21 protein-coding genes are annotated in these 22029 nt (G+C 32.8%); 16 read left to right on the forward strand and 5 right to left on the reverse strand.

Going from position 1 to position 22029, the window contains the following annotated elements:
• Window positions 1–76: 76 nt before the first annotated feature.
• From BMY96_RS14480 to BMY96_RS14505, 6 genes are all read left to right on the forward strand, one after another.
• Window positions 77–1807, forward strand: coding sequence for a phospho-sugar mutase (locus BMY96_RS14480; protein ID WP_092853455.1), 1731 nt, complete (start codon window positions 77–79; stop codon window positions 1805–1807).
• Window positions 1808–1839: 32 nt separating this feature from the next.
• Entirely contained in the window at window positions 1840–3669 is a 1830-nt protein-coding gene (locus BMY96_RS14485; RefSeq protein WP_092853457.1) for an ABC transporter ATP-binding protein, read from the forward strand.
• Window positions 3670–3962: 293 nt separating this feature from the next.
• The gene (locus BMY96_RS14490) at window positions 3963–4505 is read left to right on the forward strand and encodes an RNA polymerase sigma factor (protein ID WP_092853459.1); all 543 of its coding nucleotides are present in this window, start codon (window positions 3963–3965) and stop codon (window positions 4503–4505) included.
• A gap of 45 nt (window positions 4506–4550) precedes the next feature.
• A complete protein-coding gene (locus BMY96_RS14495) occupies window positions 4551–5057 on the forward strand; it encodes a hypothetical protein (protein WP_092853461.1) in 507 nt (168 codons plus the stop codon).
• 17 nt (window positions 5058–5074) lie between these two features.
• The gene (locus BMY96_RS14500; protein ID WP_092853463.1) at window positions 5075–5518 is read left to right on the forward strand and encodes a hypothetical protein; all 444 of its coding nucleotides are present in this window, start codon (window positions 5075–5077) and stop codon (window positions 5516–5518) included.
• A gap of 1102 nt (window positions 5519–6620) precedes the next feature.
• Window positions 6621–7835, forward strand: a complete 1215-nt coding sequence (locus BMY96_RS14505; protein WP_092853465.1) for an RsmB/NOP family class I SAM-dependent RNA methyltransferase — start codon at window positions 6621–6623, stop codon at window positions 7833–7835.
• Window positions 7836–7923: 88 nt separating this feature from the next.
• Here the strand turns inward: BMY96_RS14505 and BMY96_RS14510 are convergent, their stop codons facing one another.
• Window positions 7924–8322 carry an ACT domain-containing protein gene (locus BMY96_RS14510; RefSeq protein ID WP_092853467.1) on the reverse strand — a complete coding sequence of 133 codons (399 nt, stop codon included), beginning with the start codon at window positions 8320–8322 and terminating at the stop codon, window positions 7924–7926.
• 169 nt (window positions 8323–8491) lie between these two features.
• On the opposite strand from BMY96_RS14510, the gene BMY96_RS14515 reads away from it, so the two are divergent.
• Window positions 8492–9952 (forward strand): carboxypeptidase-like regulatory domain-containing protein, encoded by a 1461-nt coding sequence (locus tag BMY96_RS14515; protein ID WP_092853469.1) that lies wholly within the window; start codon window positions 8492–8494, stop codon window positions 9950–9952.
• 2 nt (window positions 9953–9954) lie between these two features.
• Here the strand turns inward: BMY96_RS14515 and BMY96_RS14520 are convergent, their stop codons facing one another.
• The 3 genes from BMY96_RS14520 to BMY96_RS14530 all read right to left on the reverse strand — a co-directional run bounded on the left by BMY96_RS14520 (window position 9955) and on the right by BMY96_RS14530 (window position 11596).
• Window positions 9955–10560, reverse strand: coding sequence for a thiamine diphosphokinase (locus tag BMY96_RS14520; RefSeq protein WP_092853471.1), 606 nt, complete (start codon window positions 10558–10560; stop codon window positions 9955–9957).
• Window positions 10561–10614: 54 nt separating this feature from the next.
• The gene (locus BMY96_RS14525) at window positions 10615–11115 is read right to left on the reverse strand and encodes a hypothetical protein (RefSeq protein WP_092853473.1); all 501 of its coding nucleotides are present in this window, start codon (window positions 11113–11115) and stop codon (window positions 10615–10617) included.
• A 127-nt stretch (window positions 11116–11242) separates the two neighbouring features.
• Window positions 11243–11596, reverse strand: a complete 354-nt coding sequence (locus BMY96_RS14530; RefSeq protein WP_092853475.1) for a 4Fe-4S dicluster domain-containing protein — start codon at window positions 11594–11596, stop codon at window positions 11243–11245.
• Window positions 11597–11695: 99 nt separating this feature from the next.
• On the opposite strand from BMY96_RS14530, the gene BMY96_RS14535 reads away from it, so the two are divergent.
• The 9 genes from BMY96_RS14535 (at window position 11696) to BMY96_RS14575 (ending at window position 20237) form a co-directional block, all read left to right on the forward strand.
• A complete protein-coding gene (locus BMY96_RS14535; RefSeq protein ID WP_092853477.1) occupies window positions 11696–12754 on the forward strand; it encodes an acyl-CoA reductase in 1059 nt (352 codons plus the stop codon).
• A 181-nt stretch (window positions 12755–12935) separates the two neighbouring features.
• Entirely contained in the window at window positions 12936–14000 is a 1065-nt protein-coding gene (gene serC, locus BMY96_RS14540) for a 3-phosphoserine/phosphohydroxythreonine transaminase (protein ID WP_092853479.1), read from the forward strand.
• A gap of 131 nt (window positions 14001–14131) precedes the next feature.
• Window positions 14132–15082 (forward strand): D-2-hydroxyacid dehydrogenase, encoded by a 951-nt coding sequence (locus BMY96_RS14545; RefSeq protein WP_092853481.1) that lies wholly within the window; start codon window positions 14132–14134, stop codon window positions 15080–15082.
• A gap of 125 nt (window positions 15083–15207) precedes the next feature.
• Window positions 15208–15843: a DUF937 domain-containing protein gene (locus BMY96_RS14550; RefSeq protein ID WP_092853483.1), complete on the forward strand. Its 636-nt coding sequence runs from the start codon at window positions 15208–15210 to the stop codon at window positions 15841–15843.
• A 221-nt stretch (window positions 15844–16064) separates the two neighbouring features.
• Entirely contained in the window at window positions 16065–16502 is a 438-nt protein-coding gene (locus BMY96_RS14555) for a DUF6146 family protein (RefSeq protein WP_092853485.1), read from the forward strand.
• 34 nt (window positions 16503–16536) lie between these two features.
• Complete coding sequence (locus tag BMY96_RS14560) at window positions 16537–16839, forward strand: DUF6787 family protein (protein ID WP_092853545.1); 303 nt, start codon at window positions 16537–16539, stop codon at window positions 16837–16839.
• Window positions 16839–17171, forward strand: a complete 333-nt coding sequence (locus tag BMY96_RS14565; protein WP_092853487.1) for a hypothetical protein — start codon at window positions 16839–16841, stop codon at window positions 17169–17171. The genes BMY96_RS14560 and BMY96_RS14565 overlap by 1 nt, the downstream gene beginning before the upstream one ends.
• 78 nt (window positions 17172–17249) lie before the next feature.
• The gene (locus tag BMY96_RS14570; protein ID WP_092853489.1) at window positions 17250–19649 is read left to right on the forward strand and encodes a TonB-dependent receptor; all 2400 of its coding nucleotides are present in this window, start codon (window positions 17250–17252) and stop codon (window positions 19647–19649) included.
• Window positions 19650–19667: 18 nt separating this feature from the next.
• On the forward strand, window positions 19668–20237 hold the full coding sequence (locus BMY96_RS14575; protein WP_092853491.1) for a type 1 periplasmic binding fold superfamily protein: 570 nt from the start codon (window positions 19668–19670) through the stop codon (window positions 20235–20237).
• Between the two features lie 100 nt (window positions 20238–20337).
• On the opposite strand, the gene guaB is transcribed toward BMY96_RS14575, so the two are convergent.
• A complete protein-coding gene (guaB, locus tag BMY96_RS14580; RefSeq protein ID WP_092853493.1) occupies window positions 20338–21810 on the reverse strand; it encodes an IMP dehydrogenase in 1473 nt (490 codons plus the stop codon).
• Between the last annotated feature and the right edge of the window lie 219 nt (window positions 21811–22029).

Consider the following 22029-nt stretch of genomic DNA (forward strand, 5'->3'; position numbering starts at 1 on the left):
ACACCAAACAAATTAAGCTATATGGATTCATTATAAAGTAATGAATTTCTTATTTTTGTTTTATAAAACTAACTATATGATACATATTGACCCAAAAATTTTAGACCGAATTAACGCATGGTTAACACCATCTTTCGATGAAGACACTCAAGCTACTATAAAAGATAGCATAGCAAACAACCCTAAAGATATTCAAGAGAGTTTTTATAAAGATTTAGAATTTGGTACCGGTGGAATGCGCGGTATTATGGGCGTTGGCACTAATCGTATAAACAAATATACACTAGGAAAAAGCACTCAAGGTTTAAGTAATTATTTACATAAACAATTTCCAAACGAAACGCCAAAGGCTGTTATTGCTTATGATTGTAGACACAATAGTAAAACCCTTGCTAAGGTGGTTGCAGATGTGTTTTCGGCAAACGGAATTGAGGTATTTTTATTTGAAGATTTACGTGCTACTCCAGAGTTATCCTTTGCAGTTAAGCATTTAAATTGCCATTGTGGTATTGTTTTAACAGCGTCTCATAACCCGCCAGAATATAACGGTTACAAAGTGTATTGGCAAGATGGTGGTCAGTTAGTTCCGCCACATGATGGTGCTGTAATTAGTTTAATTAACGATTTAGATTACGCTAATATTAAATTTGAAGCCAACAACGATCTTATTACATATATAGGTAAAGATGTTGATGATGTATTTATTGATGCCTCTGTTAAAAATGGATCTGTAGGTGCTACACAAAATGCCAAAGACGATTTAACAATTGTATTTACGTCACTTCATGGTACTTCTATAACAGCGGTTCCAGAAACATTAAAACGTGCTGGCTATAAAAATGTTCACATTGTTGCAGAACAAGAAAAACCAGATGGTGGCTTCCCTACAGTTAAATCACCTAATCCTGAAGAACCAGCGGCTCTAAAAATGGCTTTAGAATTAGCCGATAAAGTAAACGCAGATATTGTAATTGGTACAGACCCAGATTGTGATAGATTAGGGGTAGCAGTTAGAAATAACGATGGCGAACTACAGCTTTTAAACGGAAATCAAACCATGTTAATGATGACAGATTTCTTATTAAAACAATGGAAGGCCGAAGGCAAAATAAAAGGAAAGGAATTTATTGCATCAACCATTGTATCTACACCAATGCTTACAAAATTAGCAGAATCTTACGGTGTTGAAAGCAAAATTGTTTTAACCGGATTTAAATGGATAGCTAAACTTATAAAAGATTTCCCAGAATTAGATTTTATTGGTGGTGGAGAGGAAAGCTTTGGCTATATGGTTGGCGATTTTGTTCGCGATAAAGATGCTGTAACCTCTACCCTATTAGCTTGCGAGATTGCAGCAATTTCAAAAGCTAACGGAAGCTCTTTCTTTAATGAATTAATAAAACTTTACACAGAACACGGTTTCTACAAAGAAAAATTAGTTTCATTAACTAAAAAAGGTATTGAAGGTGCCGAAGAAATCAAACAAATGATGACCGATGCGCGTAACAATACACTTAAAGTTATTAACGGTTCTAAAGTTGTTAAATTTGAAGATTACGATTTATCAATCTCAAAAAACATGATTTCAGGTGAAGAAATAACGATTGATGTACCAAAATCTAACGTATTAATTTATTATACTGAAGATGGTAGCCAAGTAGCATTACGCCCAAGTGGAACAGAACCAAAAATAAAATTCTACGTTAGTGTAAACACAAAATTAGCAGCAATTGAAAAATTCAAATCAACCGAAGCTGCTCTTGATACTAAAGCCGAAGATATTTTAAAAAGCATGAACCTTATATAAGGTTCATGAAACAAATAATTAGCATCATTTAGATGAATCATTTTTACAACATACTTCGGTATGCAAAACCATATAAAAATTTCGCAATAGGACACATTATTTCTAATGTGTTTTATGCGTTATTTGGGGCACTATCTTTTATAGCATTAATACCAATGCTTGATATTTTGTTTGAAAAAAAGGACAAAATAACACCATTAGTAGAACCAGTTTACGAAGGCCTTTCTAACTTAAAAGATTACTATAAAGATTATTTAGCATATCAAGTCAGCTTATACACAGATAACGATCCGCAAAAAGCGCTTCTTATGGTGGTAAGCTTAATTATTGTTTTGTTTCTCTTAAAAAACATTTTTGGTTATTTAGCCAATTATTTTATGGTGTTTTTACGCAACGGCGTAGTTAGAGACATTAGAAATACGGTGTATAAAAAAACAGTTGAATTACCGCTTTCGTATTTCTCTGAACAGAAAAAAGGCGATATCATGACACGGGTTACCGCCGATGTTTCCACCTTACAATACTCTATGCTTCCAGCGCTAGAACTTATTGTTCGTGAACCACTTACTATTATTTTCACCATAATAATGATGCTTTTAATAAGTGTAAAACTAACGATTTTCGTCTTTATTTTTATTCCACTTTCAGGCTTAGTTATTTCAAGAATTGGTAAAAGTTTAAAACGAAAATCGGACCGTGTTCAAAAAGAACAAGGAATAACTCTTTCAACTTTAGAAGAAACATTAACCGGATTACGTATTATTAAAGGTTTTAATGCTGAAGGTACGTTTTATGAAAAATTCTCAGATTCTACGAACAAATTCTATCACTTTTCCAACAAATTACTAAACCGTCAAAATTTAGCTTCACCTGCAAGTGAATTTTTGGGCATATTGGTGATTTCTATTTTACTTTGGTACGGTGGTCAATTAGTTTTAGTCGATAAAACCCTAGACGGCAGTTCTTTTATTGCATATATGGGGCTTGCTTATAACATTCTAGTACCTGCAAAAGCGATTTCTAGAGGGCTTTACAATATAAAACAAGGTGATGCGGCAGCAGAGCGTATTCAGGAAATTATAGATTCGCCAAACCTTATTAAAGATATACCAGACGCTACTAGTTTAAAAGGGTTTGAAAATCAAATTGAATTCAAAAACATTTCGTTTAAATATGAAGACGAGTATGTTCTAAAAAACTTCTCATTAACAATTCCTAAGGGACAGACTGTGGCTTTAGTTGGTCAATCAGGAAGCGGTAAATCTACCATTGCCAATCTTATAACACGTTTTTATCATGTTAACGAAGGTGATATTTTAATTGATGGTATAAACATTAATAATTTAACCACTAGCTCACTTAGGCAACAATTAGGTATTGTAACCCAAGACGCTATTTTATTTAACGATTCTATTATTAGCAATCTAAAACTAGGAAAACAAGATGCAACAGAAGAAGAGGTTATTGAAGCCTTAAAAATTGCAAATGCTTGGGAATTTGTTAAAGATTTACCGGAAGGCATACATACAAATATTGGCGATTCTGGAGGTAAACTATCAGGTGGACAAAAACAACGATTAAGTATTGCTAGAGCAGTTTTAAAAAGTCCTCCAATTATGATTTTAGATGAGGCTACCTCAGCCCTCGATACCGAAAGCGAACGTATTGTGCAAGTTGCGCTAGAGAACATGATGAAAAACAGAACATCAATTGTAATTGCTCACAGGCTTTCTACCATACAAAACGCAGATAACATTGTGGTTTTAAACAAAGGAGAGATTGTAGAGCAAGGTAAACATGACGACCTTATAAACAAAAAAGGTATTTATAAAAAACTAGTAGACATGCAAAGCTTCGAATAAAATAGAGCTTGTTTTAAAATATAAAAAGGATAGAGACTTGGGGGCTTCTATCCTTTTTTAGTTTTTGTTAGACTTGGGGACGACTAACAACATAAGTAGGTTTCTGATACAAATATAGAACAGACAAATCGAATTGACAAGAAAAAAATGCATTTTATCGGTTATTAACAACAGTTCGTCGATAAAAAACTAACCAAAAGCCTAAAAACCAACCTTTTACATATTCGCAAAAATTATTAATATTCAGATTAAACTTTTTGTATATTTCATAGTCCAATATATAAACCATATTTGTGATTGAAGAAGCACAACTATTAGAACAATTAAAATCTAAAACCCAAAAAAATAAAGCCTTTAAAGTTCTATTGGAACTATACAAAGATCGCTTATATTGGCACATACGCGGTATTGTAAAATCGCATGACGATGCAGACGATGTGCTTCAAAACACCTTTATAAAAATCTTTAAAAACATCGATAATTTTAAAGGTGATAGTAAATTGTTCTCATGGATGTACCGTATTGCAACCAACGAGTCCATTACATTTTTAAACAAGAAAGCAAACCGTTTAAAAATTAGTAATGAAGAAGTGCAGCAACTTGCAATTAACAATTTAACTTCCGATATTTATTTTGAAGGAGACGACATTCAACTAAAACTTCAAAAAGCCATTGCAACTTTACCAGAAAAGCAACAATTGGTTTTTAATATGAAATATTTTGAAGATTTAAAATATAAAGATATGTCTGAAATATTAGAAACAAGCGAAGGCGCTTTAAAGGCATCATACCATATAGCAGTAAAAAAAATTGAAGCCTACTTAACTCAAAATTAAACCTTTCCGTTTTAATTTAGTCTTATAAGTAGTAATTAAAAGAAAATGAATAATAAAGAATTACATAATATTAAATCTACAGGTTTTAAAACACCTGATGATTATTTTGATTCTGTTGAAGAAAAAATTTTCAGTAAATTAAATACCGAATCTCTTCTAGACAGTGTCGATGCCCCTGGATTTAAAGTACCCGACAACTATTTTGAATCTTTAAACGAGCGTATATTAAACAAAACTATAAGCGAAGAGAAAACAAAAGTTATTTCTTTGTTTAGCAGAACAAATTTAATTTACGTATCCAGTATTGCTGCCGCTATTTTGTTATTATTCAACCTATCTATTTTTGACAGCAAACCTACTTTTGATAATTTAGATATTGAAACCGTTGAAAATTATTTAGAAGACGAAAGCATAAGCACCTACGAAATTGCTGCACTATTTAGCGATAAGCAAATAGATGAAGACTATATTATTGATTACAATTTTGATGAAGATAATATTGAAGAATACCTATTACACAATGTCGATATAGAGACATTAATTTTAGATTAAAAAAAAGAAAAACGAAAATGAAAAAAATAATACTAATACTAGTGCTTTTTATGTCCTTTAGCATATCTGCACAACATAAAAATAGAGAACGAATAAAATCTTTAAAGGTATCTTTTATTACCGATAAATTAGATTTAACCGAACAGGAAGCACAACAATTTTGGCCAGTTTATAATGCCTACGAAAAGCAATATTATGCCATTAGATATATTGAATCTAAAGAAATTCGAAAAGAAATACGAGAAAGCATAGATACCCTAAACGATAAAAAAGCGAACACCTTATTAGCGAGACTTGAAAAGGCAGAAATAGATAAACACAACGCCAAAATGGAATTCTCGAAACAGCTTACCAAAATATTATCGCCAAAAAAAATAATACTTTTAAAAATAGCTGAAGCCGATTTTAAAAGGAAAATGTTAGAAGAATATAAAAAACGCAAAAAAGAGGATCATAAATAATCCTCTTTTTATACGCTAAGAAAAAATTCTATATCGTAAACTTTATAAACACAATCCATAATATAAATAATTTTACACTTTATAAATTGTTTATATAAATCCATCTTTAACGCTAAATTACAGCGCTAAATTTGAAGAATAAATTTATTACCACTACAATAAATTTAGCTATTAAAAAGCACCACTAAAAAACTTATATTTTCACCCCCAATAACACTTACTCAAAAAAAACAAAAGTATTTCGCTATTTAAATAACAACCCATTACGCTTATATAGTATAACACCTATAAATTATTAACAAATAGCTATGTTAAAAAATATGAATAAAACAATTTACTGATAATGGATTTACAATAGAAAACACTACACTTTTATATAAAAAGTGTAACAGTCTTTAATAACAACCTCTTTTAGTATACATAACTACCTAAGCATCTTTTGACAGCCTTTTTAGTAGTTTATTAAACCCCTTTTCATCATTAATTAATTGATTATCTCCGTTACTTTGATTGTAAATAGTAAACACAGATTAACTAATGTAAATACCGTAAATTTTTAAATATTTAGTCATAACAACTTGAAATTTGGAAAGAACAATACTACTCATATTTAAACAACTTGAAAATGGGATCTAGATCTCACACCTTCCGCCCGACAGGTAGGAAACCAACCGAAGTTTAAGTAGTAACATAGAGCGTATTATCTATGTTTCCGGAGCCTAATACTTCAACACATATAGTAATCTTAGTGTTTACTTTTGTTCTTTCTGATTATTAATTAAGTCGAGTGATATAAAAACTTAAAGCTATATATAGCTAATAACCATCCTATTTAGTGTTAGATCAGAAGCCTTTCTTTAGTGATGTTAAGAATTATAATTCATCGTTCATTCAATCTTTTAGCATTCCACTTCAATCATAAATGCATAGAAGCTTAACATAAAACATTCCCATAAACTCCTTAAAACATATATAAAAATAGCCGTAATTTCTAAATGTAATACAAAAACACCTATGGTATAAAACAAAGCACTTTAAAACCTGTAAACAAGTTAAAAATTAACCATTTAAAAACGTACCTTTGCAGCCTTATTTAAATACCATGCGATTACATAGAAACCTCTGCTTTGCAGTTATAGACGGCCTAACATTAATCTTCAACGAAGGTAAATACGCCGATAAAGTTATACAACAACTATTAAAACGCGATAAACGTTGGGGCTCTCGCGATAGAGGCTTTGTTGCCGAAACCACATACGACATGGTACGCTGGAAACGCCTGTATGCCGAAATTGCCGAAGTAAAAGAGCCTTTTGATCGTGATAACCTATGGCGCATGTTTGCCGTTTGGGCAACCTTAAAAGGAATAAAATTACCAGACTGGAAATATTTTGAAGGCACACCACTACGCAAAATTAAAGGACGTTACGACGAGCTTTCTAAAGTGAGACGCCTAAAAGAATCTATTCCAGACTGGATGGACGAGATTGCACGTAAAGAATTAGGCGATGCCGTTTGGGGTAAAGAAATAGCAGCCTTAAACGAGCAAGCCGATGTTATTTTAAGAGTAAACACCCTTAAAACAACCAAAGAAAAATTACAAACCGAATTATTCGATCTAGATATTGAAACCGAATTTATAGACGGTCACCCAAGCGCACTTAAATTACGCGAACGCGCAAATGTTTTTGCTACCGAAAACTTTAAAAATGGTCATTTTGAAGTTCAAGATGCCAACTCGCAGTTAGTAGCCGAATTTTTAAATGTGCAACCGGGTATGCGTGTTGTAGATACCTGTGCTGGTGCCGGCGGAAAAACCTTGCACCTAGCCTCCTTAATGGAAAACAAAGGACAAATTATTGCCATGGATATTTACGGCAATAAATTAAACGAATTAAAACGTCGTGCTAAGCGAAACGGTGCTCATAATATTGAAAACCGCGTTATAGAATCTACAAAACCAATTAAAAAGTTATACGACAAAGCAGATCGTGTGTTAATTGATGCGCCATGTTCTGGTTTAGGAGTGTTACGCCGTAACCCAGATGCTAAATGGAAATTACAACCCGAGTTTATAGATAAAATAAAAGAAACTCAACAAGATATTTTACAACAATACTCTAGAATGGTAAAAGTAGGCGGGCAACTAGTTTACGCTACTTGTTCTGTATTACCTTCAGAAAATCAAAATCAAGTTAAAACCTTTTTAGCTTCGGAAGCTGGAGCAAACTTCGAATTATTAAAAGACAAAAAACTACTGTCTCATAAATCTGGATTCGATGGTTTTTATATGGCTTTGTTGGAGCGTAAGGCATAACATTAACTTATATAATTTAAAAATCCTGATAGGCAATTATCAGGATTTTTTTATGCCCTAAAAAAAAGCGAATCTTAAAAGCAAAATACTAATAACTTTTAGAAAGTGCGGTTAACGCTTTAACGGCTTGTTCCGCATCGTTTTTATCAACAAAAATATGATCGTGGTAAAACCCAGCTATAATATTGCTACTTATATTATGTTTAGTTAACTCCTGGGCAAATAACGCAGTTAAACCAACCGCATCTAGAGCAGAATGCACCTCTAAAGTTATCCAACTCGCTATAAAACTATATGCAAGACCTAAGCCATCGGCCTTTGTTTTATCCATTACAAGGGTTATACCCTCTGCTTCTTTAAACTCACAAATAGTATCTTCTCTTTTAATTTCGCCAAAATGCTTCACGGTTACAAAAACATATTCGCCTTCATTCAGCTTTGGGCTCATGCTTCTTACTAACTTTTCTAAATTCTTCTCTCCACTCATAATTTAAAATTTCATTCAACAAGATAAAATAACATCAAAATTATTTAACGCAACATTCACAATTACAGCACTTTTCAGCTAATTAAAAGTTAAATAACAAGTCATTAACTTTATAGTATTGTTACAATTTCTAATTTCAGTCGTTTACTTTGTATAACACCAGTAATATATGCAATTAAAAATTACTTTAATTATTTTACTAGCAGGCTTAAATGCGATATCTCAAAATATTACCGCACAGCTAATAGATAAAAACACTAAGACACCAATACCCTATGCTACTATAAAAACGGGCAATAACTCTGGGACGATTTCTAACGACGAAGGCTATTTTACTATTAGCTCAAAAAGCCAAAATCTTACCATTTCTTGTATGGGTTACCAAAGTAAAAACCTTACACTGCAAGACATAAAAGCACTTAACTATACCATTGCACTCCATGAAGCTTTAAACCAACTTGGTGAGGTTTATATTAGTAACAAAAACCCTAATGCCGATAGCATTATTAATAAAGTAAAGCAACAATTAAACACCAACTACAGCAATAACTTATATAAACACCATATTTTTAAACGCGATACCGATAATGTAGATTTTACAAATTTAGATTTCGAAATTGAAAAAGCATCGCATGTTAAAAAAGGCAACCTAGAATCGGCAAACGCTAGTTTTAAAATCCTCTCTAAAACTATTAAAGAAAGTGATATTGTTAATTTTAGAGATTTTAAAGGCACCTTTTACACCTTAAACCAAGACAGCACCAAATTAGTGGTACAAAAAGCAACGTCGTTATTAGACGCTAAAAACGATTTTTCGTTAGAGCAAATACAGGAAAAAGCTCAAAATATTGTTCTAAAATATCTAGACACTACCAAAACATACAAACTCAAATCTGGGCTATTTAAAATAGAAGATTCTTTGTCTTTAAAAAATGGAGATCAAGAAGAAAAACACAAACAAGAATATAACATTGCTACGCTTAATAAAAGTACACGCTCTTTAGTTAAGCATGCTCAATTTTTCGAAGATTCGTTTTTAAACACCCTTTTAGATTTTAACTTATACGAATACAACTATATTGACGCAGTATTTAACTCCAATGAACTAACACACATTATCTCATTTACTCCAAAAAAAGGAAAAGCAAAATATACGGGGCAATTGTATATTAGCGACAACACTTATGCCATTACACAAATGCATTATAAATATTATAAAAATAGACATGGGCAAAAGGTAAATTTAAAATTTGTTTTAGGGGTAAAATATATAGAAAATGTTAGCGAAGGCACCCTGTTGTTTGAAAAAGACAGCAACAATATATACTTACCCAAATATATAAAACGAACTTACGGCAGCTATTTTTATGTAAAAAGAGATGTGAAATTTATTGAAAACAGTAACCAAAAAAGTAAAGTAAACTTTAGCTTTAAAATTGAAGGCAATAATAGTAATAAGGAAGAACTATTATTTACATCGCATAGCAAGTTAAACTTGGAAGAATTTAAGAGCATCACCCAAGATTCTGTTGTGCCCTACCAACAGCTAAATAAGTTTGAAAAAACCCTTTGGAAAAACGAACAAATTATAGAACCTACTTTAGAGATGAAAGCTTTTAAAGCCGAATAAAACTAATCGTTTATAAACAGAAACATATTACCTGTTTTAAAGCTAATTTCAATAGTATCATCAATAGCCTTATTGCGTGTACCAATACGTCCGCCAAAATATAAAGATTCATTATTAAGCCCATATTCCAAACCTTTTGTAATAATACCATTGGTCTCTGGAAAAGGAAATAAAGACACATGTTTACCTAAACAACCCGTTAATGTAACCTTGGTGTCTGCAAGAAAATAAAAGCCATAATTATCAAAAAAAGTAATATTCAACTTTGTTTTCCATTGTAGCGCGGTATGCAAATTACCTAAAAAGTGATCCTGCTCTTGCCCACTAGCGCCATAAACATGAATATCGCTAAAACCTCGATCAAATAGAATTTGTAAAATTTTATCAAAATCTGTAAAATCTTGATTTGGAGTATGTATTACCTCTATACTATCTGGTATGGTTTTAATAGAATCGAAATCGCCGCTAATAAAATGAGGTACAACATTATTAGCCTTTAAAAAGGTGTACGCACCATCTGTGGCGCAAACCGTGTTATAGCTTTTTAAATCTGGAATACACTTAGGCGGCTCTCCATTTAAAAATAAACATACTTGCTTTGTATTCATCTAAACAAAAATAGGAAAGTTAAAGGACTTTTAGTTCCTTTAAAAAACACACCTTTATATAAACAACATAATAAGGGTTAACACCAAACCAAATGCTGTAAAATATAATCCTTTTTTAAAGATTTTGGTTTTAGGCATAAACATCCAAAACGAAGAAATTGAAAAGAAAAATAACGACACCCCAGAAAACACGTTTAAATAAAATAAAGGTTGGGCAGATGTAGCTTTATGTAAATGCGTCATTCTATCCAATACATAGGGCAACTCCTTGGTAGTGTATTTAGCTAAACCAGTCGTTTTATTGTATTGCCCGTTTTTAAACAACACTAGATCTCCTTCTGTTTTTTCTGCTTTAAAACGTCTAATTTTTAAAGCACGACCAAGCGCTTCTCCACTTAAATTTGGTTTAATTGTTTTTTCTACTGCGGTTTCACTTTTTAAAAAGTCGGTATTTCTAAAAATTAAAACAATGCCGCTTAATGAGTATACAATCATTACTCCTATTAGAAAAAATCCTAAATAACGATGTATTATACGCATCCATTTTCTTGTCATATCTGTTTTTTTTAATGGGGTTGGACTAAGCTACTGTGTAAAGGTTTAATTGAACTCAAAAAAAAATAGCATAAAAAAATCCTAAACATCAAGCTCAGGATTCTTATATATCTAGAAATTTATTACTCTATCCTTCTGGATGCATAAATTTTTGTTTCGCTAATAATTCTTCTTCAGTTTCCACAACATCTTCATCAGGTACACAACAGTCTACCGGACAAACAGCAGCACACTGAGGTTCATCATGAAATCCTTTACATTCTGTACACTTATCTGGTACAATGTAGTAAAGCTCATCGCTAATAGGTTCTTGCGGTTCATCAGCATCAACCTCTTTTCCATTAGTTAAAACTACTGTACCATCTAAACTAGTACCGTCTTTATAGCGCCAGTCGTCAGCACCTTCATAAATTGCCGTATTAGGACATTCAGGTTCACACGCTCCACAATTTATACACTCGTCTGTTATTATAATTGCCATAGTAATTTTTTATCTTTTAAAATTAAAGAACTCTATTTGAGTTTCCTTAAATTTGCAGTTGCAAAAATAAAGCCAAAACTATTCATAACCAAATAAAGGATGCAATTACAGGAAAGAATTAATGCTTTTGTAAAGTTAGGAGATTTTTTAAGACAATTTTCTAATGAAGTATTCCATAAAGCCGAAAATATTGAACATAACGAATTATTCTTTGATGGTTTTAAGCATCAACTAAAATTAGCCAAAGAAAACAATGGCTGGTTTACCGAAGAAAACATGAGTTTCGCTATTAAATCGTGGTCTGATGCATTAACCACAGAGAACCTAACCACTTGGCTATCGGCGTACAAAATTGAAAATAGGACCCCAAAACAAGTGGCTATTATCATGGCGGGAAATATTCCTTTGGTGGGCTTTCATGATTTTTTATCGGTTTTAATAACAGGGCATCAGGTTTTAGTTAAGCAGTCTTCAAACGATAAACACTTATTACCTTATTTAGCGAAGTATTTGGAGTATGCAGAACCTGAGTTTAAAGGCAGCATAACGTTTACAGAGGCTAAAATTGAAAACTTCGATGCTGTAATAGCTACAGGAAGCAATAATACGGCCCGCTATTTCGAGTTTTATTTTAAAGATAAGCCTTCAATAATTAGAAAAAACAGAAACTCTATAGCGGTTTTAACAGGAAATGAAACCCCAGAAGATCTAAAAAACCTCTCGGAAGATATATTTAGATATTACGGTTTGGGTTGCAGAAATGTTTCTAAACTATTTGTACCTAAAAACTACGATTTTAAAGGCTTTTTCGAGTCTATTTACCATTGGCATTCTATTATTGAGAAAGCAAAATATGCAAACAATTACGACTATAACAAGGCTGTTTATTTAATGAGCGAGTTTGATATGCTAGAAAACGGATTCTTCATGATTAAAGAAGATGAAAGTTTTGCTTCGCCTATTGCAACACTATTTTATGAATATTACGAAGACGCTTCAAAATTAAAAACATATTTAGATTCTAAAAAAGATCAAATTCAATGTATAGTTTCAAAAGGATTTGATAAAAATGAAATCGCATTTGGAGCTACTCAAAAACCTCAACTTTGGGATTATGCGGATGACGTTGATTCTGTTGAATTTTTGTTAGCAATTTGACGAAAAAATTATTGAATATTTAACAAAATTTACCCAATTAATTAGCACCTTTGTTTCTTTAAAAATTACATGATTTTCATCCTTTTTAAAAAATAAGGATTCATAGTAAAAACGGAGTATTAATTAAATTTAGCCCGAAAATTCACTTTCCATTACAAGAAAGTTTAGGGGTAGAAAAAAAATGAAAAAACATAACTTTAGTGCCGGACCAAGTATTTTACCACCAGAAGTATTACTTAAAGCTTCTCAAGCCGTTGTCGATTTAGACAATAGCGGGTTGTCTTTAATAGAAATATCACACAGAAGTAAAGCTTTTGTTGATATTATGGAGAATGCTAGATCGTTAGTTTTAGAACTTTTAGGTTTAGAAGGTAAAGGATACAAAGCTTTGTTTTTACAAGGTGGAGCAAGCACACAATTTTTAATGGTCGCTTTGAATCTTTTAGAAAAAAGAGCGGGTTATTTAAATTCTGGAGCTTGGGCAGCAAAAGCAATTAAAGAAGCAAAAATTTACGACGATGTTTATGAAGTAGGATCTTCTAAAGAGGCTAATTACAATTATATACCTAAAGGTTACGAAATACCTGATGATTATGATTATTTCCATTGTACATCAAACAACACCATCTATGGTACACAAATGAAATCGTTTCCAAAAGCTAATATTCCTTTAGTTTGCGACATGAGTAGCGATATTTTTTCTCGTACTTTAGATTTTACTCAATTTGGTTTAATATACGCTGGAGCGCAAAAAAACATGGGCCCTTCTGGAACTACTTTAGTTGTTGTTAGAGAAGATATTTTAGGAAAAGTATCTCGTAAAATACCATCAATGATGGATTATAAAGTACATATTGATAAAGGAAGTATGTTTAACACACCTCCTGTATTTCCAATATACACAACCATGTTAACTTTAGAGTGGTTAAAAGGTTTAGGTGGTATTCAAGCTATCGAAAAGGAAAACGAAAAGAAAGCACGTTTAATGTACTCTGAAATAGATTTAAACCCATTATTTAAAGGTTTTGCTAGTAAAGAAGATCGTTCTAACATGAATGCAACATTCACGCTTGAAAACGAAAACTTAAAAGACACTTTCGAAACAATGCTTAAAGAAGCTGGTATTAGTGGTGTAAACGGACACAGAAGTGTTGGTGGTTACAGAGCCTCTATGTATAATGCTATGCCTATTGATAGTGTAAAAGCATTGGTAGAAGTAATGAGCGAATTAGAAAGTAAGGCTTAAAGATAGTTTGCAGTAAGCAATAGCAGTTTTAAGTGCTTACTCAAACCAAAACATAAAATTTAATTATAAGTTGATTTATTAATTGTTCACAGAACTTTTAATTTTTAACTTTTAACTTTTAACTTAGATAAATGAAAGTATTAGCAAACGACGGGATTTCACAAAGCGGTATCGATGCCTTAACCAAAGGTGGATACGAAGTGATTACAACAACCGTAGCGCAAGAACAATTAATTAACTACATTAACGAAAAAGACATTGCTGTATTATTAGTACGTAGTGCAACAACAGTACGTAAAGATTTAATTGATGCATGTCCAGGATTAAAAATTATTGGTCGTGGTGGTGTTGGTATGGATAATATTGATGTTGAATATGCTCGCGAAAAAGGTTTAAGTGTTATTAATACGCCTGCAGCATCTTCTCACTCTGTTGCCGAATTAGTTTTTGGACACCTTTACGGTTTATCACGTTTTTTACATAACTCTAACAGAGATATGCCACTAGAAGGAGATAACAACTTTAAAGGGCTTAAAAAAGCTTATGCTAAAGGAACCGAACTTAAAGGAAAAACTTTAGGTGTTTTAGGTTTTGGTCGTATTGGTCAAGCTACTGCAAAAGTAGCTTTAGGTGCTGGAATGAAAGTTATAGCTTTCGATCCGTTTTTAGAAAAAACAGATTTAGAATTAGAGTTCTTTGATGGACAAAAAGTAAGTTTCGAAATTAAAACCATTTCAAAAGAAGAAGTTTTAAAACAATCTGACTTTATTACACTTCACGTGCCTGCTCAAAAAGAATACGTTATTGACGAAGCAGAATTTAACATGATGAAAGATGGTGTTATTATTGCTAACGCTGCTCGTGGTGGTGTTCTTAATGAAGTAGCATTAGTAAAAGCTATTGAAAGCGGAAAAGTTGCCAGAGCTGCTTTAGATGTTTTTGAAAAAGAACCAAAGCCAGAAATGCAATTATTAATGAATCCTGCGTTATCGTTAACACCACACACTGGTGCTGCAACTAACGAAGCTCAAGATAGAATTGGTACAGAATTAGCTTCACAAATTATTAGCATCTTAGGTTAGTAATAAACAAATTGTGACCAAAACATAATATTAGAGTCCTAACTGTATAAGTTGGGACTTTTTTTGTACATTAAGCTTCCAATTTTTATTCAGAATTAACAATTAACATAATATAACAAAACATCATGGCAGGAATTTTAGATTTATTAAACAGCGACCTAGGAAAAACTATTATTAGCGGAGTAGCGGGTTCTACAGGAAACGACTCAAGTAAAACAAGTAGTGTATTAACAATGGCGTTGCCTGTATTAATGAAAGCTATGGAACGTAATGCTTCTACACCAGAAGGTGCAGCAGGACTTATGGGGGCACTTCAAGGAAAACACGATGGTAGTATTTTAAATAATCTAGGTGGATTATTTGGTGGTGGAGTTGACGATAACGTTAAACAAGACGGCGAAAAAATATTAGGACACGTTTTAGGAGCAAAACAACAAGGTGTAGAAAAAATAATAGGTGAAAAATCCGGATTAGATGCAGGTTCTGTTGCTAACATATTAAAAGTTGCTGCACCAATTTTAATGGGTGTTTTAGGTAACCAAGCCAAACAACAAAACGTAAGTGCTTCAAACGGTATTGGCGATTTATTAGGTGGTATGTTAGGCGGAAGCGCAGCGACTCAAGAACAAAGTTTCTTAGAAAAAATTCTTGATGCAGATGGCGATGGTAGTGTTGTTGATGATGTTGCAGGAATGGTTCTTGGAAATGCCAGCAAAAAAGGTGGTATTGGAGGTCTTTTAGGAGGTCTTTTTGGAAAATAAGTTTCCTAATACATATAAAATAGTAAAAGAGCCAAACCTTATGTTTGGCTCTTTTTTTGTTAAATAGTAAAAAAACCTGCATTACTCCTTATCCATTTTTGTAAGTTTATAATATTAAATACCAATAATACTATGTGAAACCTCGTGTTAACTCATTCTGGTTTTTATTAAAAAGTAATCGGTACTACTTTTACTTTAATCATTAAAACTAAGTGTCCATTATGAAAAATATAATCTTTGTATTACTAGCAACCGTTTTCGTTTGCGCTTGTAACAGCTCTAAAACTGCATCTTCAAATACCGACGAGCGTTTGGAAAACCTTAAAACCAACGATACCGTAAAAATTGCTAACGACGATATAGAATACGAAATCATAATAATAGAACCCGGATTTAACTTTTGGTTAGCTAGCAGAGCGAGACAGCGTGGGTACTACTCACAAACCTATTTAGAAACCCGCAACTACCAATATGTATTAGAATGGAACCAGCGCGTAACACAGCCGCAAAGGTTCGATACTAGCCTATACGAATTACAAATCGATTATCAGTCTAATATAGATTACGGCTACGAGGTTAATTACATGCTATATAACTATTTTATTTACTTTCAATTAACCTATAACCAAAGATTAGGCGTATTTGTTCCTCGTATTTAAATCCGTTTTAATATTTTTGCGTAAAATTGCAAACTTGGAAAAATTAAAAGAACGTTGGGGTATTGAGCATAATTGGCAAGTTGTTGTCATTTTTTGTGTATTTGCTATTACCGGATCAACAGCGTCCTATATTGGCAAGCCCGTTTTAAGCCTTCTTAATATAACTACCGAAAGTTATGGTAGCATTGGCTATTGGGTTATTCGTATTGTTTTACTTTTTATAGTCTATCAATTTTTACTTGTATTTTTTGGTTGGGTGTTTGGCCAGTATAAATTTTTCTGGAATTTCGAAAAGAAAATGCTACGCAGATTGGGCTTAAAACGTTTTGTAGATTAATGAAACTTTTTAAGGAACATATCGTTTTTAAATTACTAACCGTTGTGTTGGTACTAACGCTATTGATTCCGGCTGCTGTAAAATTTGCTCACGTTTTTGAACACCATAACCACAAAGTTTGTTTAGGTGAAAATAGCACACACATTCATGAGGTAGATTTAGATTGTGAGTTTCAAAAATTTAGTATCACCCACCACTTTAAATTAACGGTAGAATTTATTGAGTTTTTTAAAACGCTAACTCCTACTTGCAATTTCAACGTAACATATAAATTTCTTAATAATTATCGGCCTTTATCTTTCTCCCTTAGAGGTCCACCAGCTTTAGTTTAAAAATCATATCATGTCTCATTTTAAAAACTTATAAAATAAGACATGGCGATAGCATTTATTTTAAACTAAAATTTAGTAATGAAACACTATATACTGATTATAGCCTGTTGTTTATTCGGCATTGCTTATGGTCAAAATTGTAATTACAAGCTTTCTGGTAACGTGCACGATTTCCATGATGGTTCTGCAATAACTGGTGCTGCCATATATATTGAAACCCTAGACAGATATACAACATCTGATATTGAGGGGAACTATAGTATTGACAATCTTTGTAACGGAATTTTAACGCTCGAAATATCCCATCTTGGATGCGAAACTAAAAGAATAGAGGTTCAAATTAATGGCGATACACAATATGAAATTAATATGGAACACCATATTGAGGAACTCAATGAAATTAAAATTGATGCCAGTGGAAGCTCTAGGTTAACAAAAACGTCTCAAGAAACACAGTTAAAAGCAAAAACGCTTGAACGCTTTAGTGCTTTTAGTCTTGGTGATGCCTTAAAACAAGTAAGTGGTGTATCGTCTATTAATACTGGTAATACCATTGTAAAGCCCGTTATTAATGGTTTGCATAGTAGTCGCATTGTTGTTATGACTAATAATGTACGCCTACAAGATCAAGAATGGGGTATTGAACATGCACCAAACATCGATTTAAATTCGGCAGGACAAATAAACGTTATTAAAGGCGCCAATGCTTTAGCCTATGGTGGCGATGCTATTGGCGGTGTTATTGTGCTAAAACCTAAAAACATTAGTTTAAAAGATTCTCTTTTCGGAAAAACAATTTTGGGCGCCCAAAGTAATGGTCGCGGTTATAATGTATCCTCCTCGTTAACTAAATCATGGAAAAAAGGATGGTATGCAACAGGGCAAGCATCGTACAAACGCTTTGGCGATTTTAAAGCTCCAGATTATTACTTAACCAATACAGGTATGAACTCAAAAGGGTTATCCTTAAATACAGGGTTTAAAACTTTCGAAAAAGGATTCAATATTTTTTACAGTTACTTAAATAATGAAATAGGCATTTTAAGAGCCTCGCATATTGGTAGTGTAGAAGATTTGGTAAATGCTATAAACAACCAACAACCACTAGTTCAAGACGATTTTAGTTATGCTATTAGCGCACCCAGACAAGAGATAACGCATCAGGTTGTTAAAGCTGATTTTTTTAAACGTTTCAAAACATTTGGACGCTTAGAGGTGCAATACGATTTCCAAAACAACCAAAGGTTTGAGTATGATATTCGTGTTGGCGACGATAGAGATAAAGCTGCTTTAGATTTAACGTTAAAAACGCACACCTTAAAATCTGATTTAAAAATAGATTCTAACACTAATGCTATTTATAAGTTTGGTATAAACGTTGGTTTTCAAAACAACTTTGCAAACCCAGAAACTGGTGTGAGACGATTAATCCCAGATTATGACAAATATGATTTTGGAGTTTATGCTATTACAGATTTTAAACTAGGCGATAATACCAATTTAGATTTTGGCTTACGTTACGACTTTAGTAAAATAGACGCCAAAAAGTTTTACATAACAAGCCGTTGGGAAGAACGTGGTTACGATGAGGATTTTGCCGATATTGTTATTGACGATTTAGGTACACAACTCTTAGCAAACCCTGTGCTTACGTATCATAATGTTTCGGCTTCCGCCGGAATTACGCATCAATTTAATGCTAATAACTCTGTGATTTTTAATTACGGATTAGCAAACAGAGCGCCAAACCCTTCCGAGTTGTTTAGCGATGGTTTACACCACTCTGCTGCACGAATTGAATTAGGCGACTTGCGTGTAAAACAAGAAACATCTAACCGTATTGGTGCGTCGTATTTATTTAAAAATGAGACACTGTCCTTAAATATAGAAAGCTATTTAAATCAAATTAACGATTATATTTTTATAAAACCTACAGGCACAGAGTTAACCATAAGAGGTGCTTTTCCTGTTTGGGAGTACGAACAAACTAATGCCTTGTTATATGGCTTAGATGTAAGTGCTAATTATAAATTTAATGATGACTGGTTTTTAAATAACAAAACTGCTTTTATAAAAGGTAGAGATGTTACCGAAAAAGAAGCCTTAATTGATATGCCTTCTTTTAAAACGGTTAATACCCTAGGCTACTCAAATAAAAAATGGCTGAATTTTAATGCCCAATTACAAAGCGAGTTGGTTTTAAAGCAAAACGATTATCCTGATAATAATTTTGAGGTGTTTATTCCACCCACCGAAGAATTTGTATTATTAGATATAAGCACACCACCTCCTACCTATCATTTAATGCATTTTGAAAGTGATATTACAGTAAAACTTTCTGAGAAAACAGATTTAAATATAGGTCTTAATATTACAAATATTTTTAACACTTCTTATAGAGAATACCTTAACAGATTAAGATATTTTGCCGATGATTTAGGAAGAAATTTTATGTTACAATTAAAAATAAATTATTAATAATTAAAAAACACAAGAATGAAAACTTTAAAAAATTTATCAGTATTATTTATCTCAGTATTAGTATTTACTGCATGTTCTAACGACGATGACAACCCAGAACCAGTAAACGAAGAAGAGGTAATAACAACCCTAACAGCTACTTTAGTTCCAACTACAGATGGTTCTACTATTACATTACAAACAAGAGATTTAGATGGCGACGGACCAAACGCCCCTGTGGTAACTGTATCTGGAACTTTTGCAGTTAATACTACTTATAACGGAACACTTGCTTTGTTAAATGAGACAGAATCTCCTGCCGAATCGATAACTGAAGAAATTGAAGAAGAAGATGAAGAACACCAGTTTTTCTTCGAAACAACTAATAGCCTTGCTACCTTTGATTATGAAGATTTTGATGAAGATAGCAACCCTGTTGGTTTAGCGTTTACTTTAACAACTAGTGCAACACCAGGAACAGGAACCTTAACTATTACCTTAAGACACGAACCTAATAAAAGTGCTTCAGGCGTTAGTGATGGCGATATTACAAATGCAGGAGGAGAAACAGATATTCAAGCTGTATTTAACATCGCAGTAGAGTAAAATTCAGATTCCTATTTCTATATAAATAGAAAACATTTTTCAAAAAAAAAGCTACACCATTTGGTGTAGCTTTTTTTTATTTTCATATAAATATAATACCTTATCTAGAATAATTAGGCGATTCATTTGTAATAGTAACGTCGTGCGGGTGACTTTCATTAATTCCACTAGAAGTAATTTTTACAAACTGTCCTTTTTCTTTAAGAGTTTCAATATCTTTTGCACCACAGTAACCCATTCCGGCACGTAAGCCGCCAACAAATTGGTGAATACTTTCGTTCAATTCACCTTTATAAGGTACACGTCCTACAATACCTTCTGGTACTAGTTTTTTAATATCATCTTCAACATCTTGGAAATAACGGTCTTTACTACCTTTTTTCATAGCTTCAACCGATCCCATTCCACGATACGACTTAAACTTTCTACCTTCGTAAATAATAGTTTCTCCAGGAGATTCTTTTGTTCCTGCTAATAACGATCCTAACATAACGGTATCTGCACCCGCTGCAATAGCCTTAGGAATATCTCCTGTATAACGAATACCTCCATCTGCAATTACCGGAACACCACTGCCTTTTATAGCTGCAGCAACCTCTAACACTGCAGAAAACTGCGGGAATCCAACACCTGCAACTACACGAGTTGTACAGATAGATCCTGGCCCAATACCAACTTTAACCGCATCGGCACCTGCTTCAACTAAATATTTAGCTGCTGCACCTGTTGCTATATTTCCAACTATAACATCCAATTTAGGAAACTTCGCTTTAACGGCCTTTAAAACATCAACCACACCTTTGGTATGTCCGTGTGCTGTATCGATAATAACAGCATCTACACCTGCATTTACTAAGGCTTCAGCTCTTTCAACTGCATCTGCTGTAACACCTAATGCTGCTGCAACACGTAAACGACCAAATTGATCTTTATTAGCATTTGGTTTCTGACTTAATTTTGTAATATCTCTAAAGGTAATTAAACCTGATAATTTAAAGCTATCGTCGACAATTAATAACTTTTCAATTTTATGTTTTTGTAGAATTAATTCGGCATCTTGTAAAGAAGTCCCAACGGATGCAGTCACTAAGTTTTCACTTGTCATTACCTCAACAATTGGTCTTTTGTTATCGTGCTCGAAACGTAAATCTCTATTGGTAACAATACCTTTTAAAGTCCCGTCTTCATCCACAATAGGAATACCACCAATACTATATTCTGCCATATACTTTTTGGCATGCTTTACCTTTGCTGTAAGCGGTAAAGTAACAGGGTCTATAATCATTCCGCTTTCTGCACGCTTTACTTTTCTAACTTTTTGTGCTTGAGCCTCAATAGACATATTTTTATGTAATACACCAATACCACCTTCTTGCGCCATAGCAATAGCCATTTTACTTTCGGTTACTGTATCCATAGCAGCCGATATAATTGGTACATTAATAGTAATGTTTCGTGTAAATTTTGCTTGTATATTTACTTCTCTTGGAAGTACTTCAGAAAAAGCTGGAACTAATAGTACGTCGTCATAAGTTAAACCTTCTCCGACAATTTTGTTTTCGTGTGCAGTCATGTTGCAATTATAGTTATAATTGCATGCAAATATACGACTAAATAATAAGAAATTATGTTAAGTTTTACATGAGTTTTTTCAAGCTCGTTTTACCCCCTTTATTACCTCGCTTTCTTCCAAATACATGTCAACTAAAAATTATAATTTTATTTAAAATAAGAGTACTGTTTAACCATTTTCTTAACTAAAATTATTATTGTTTTTAAGTGTAATTATGGA

Source organism: Algibacter pectinivorans (assembly GCF_900112595.1).
In the GTDB taxonomy this organism is placed as follows: domain Bacteria; phylum Bacteroidota; class Bacteroidia; order Flavobacteriales; family Flavobacteriaceae; genus Algibacter_B; species Algibacter_B pectinivorans.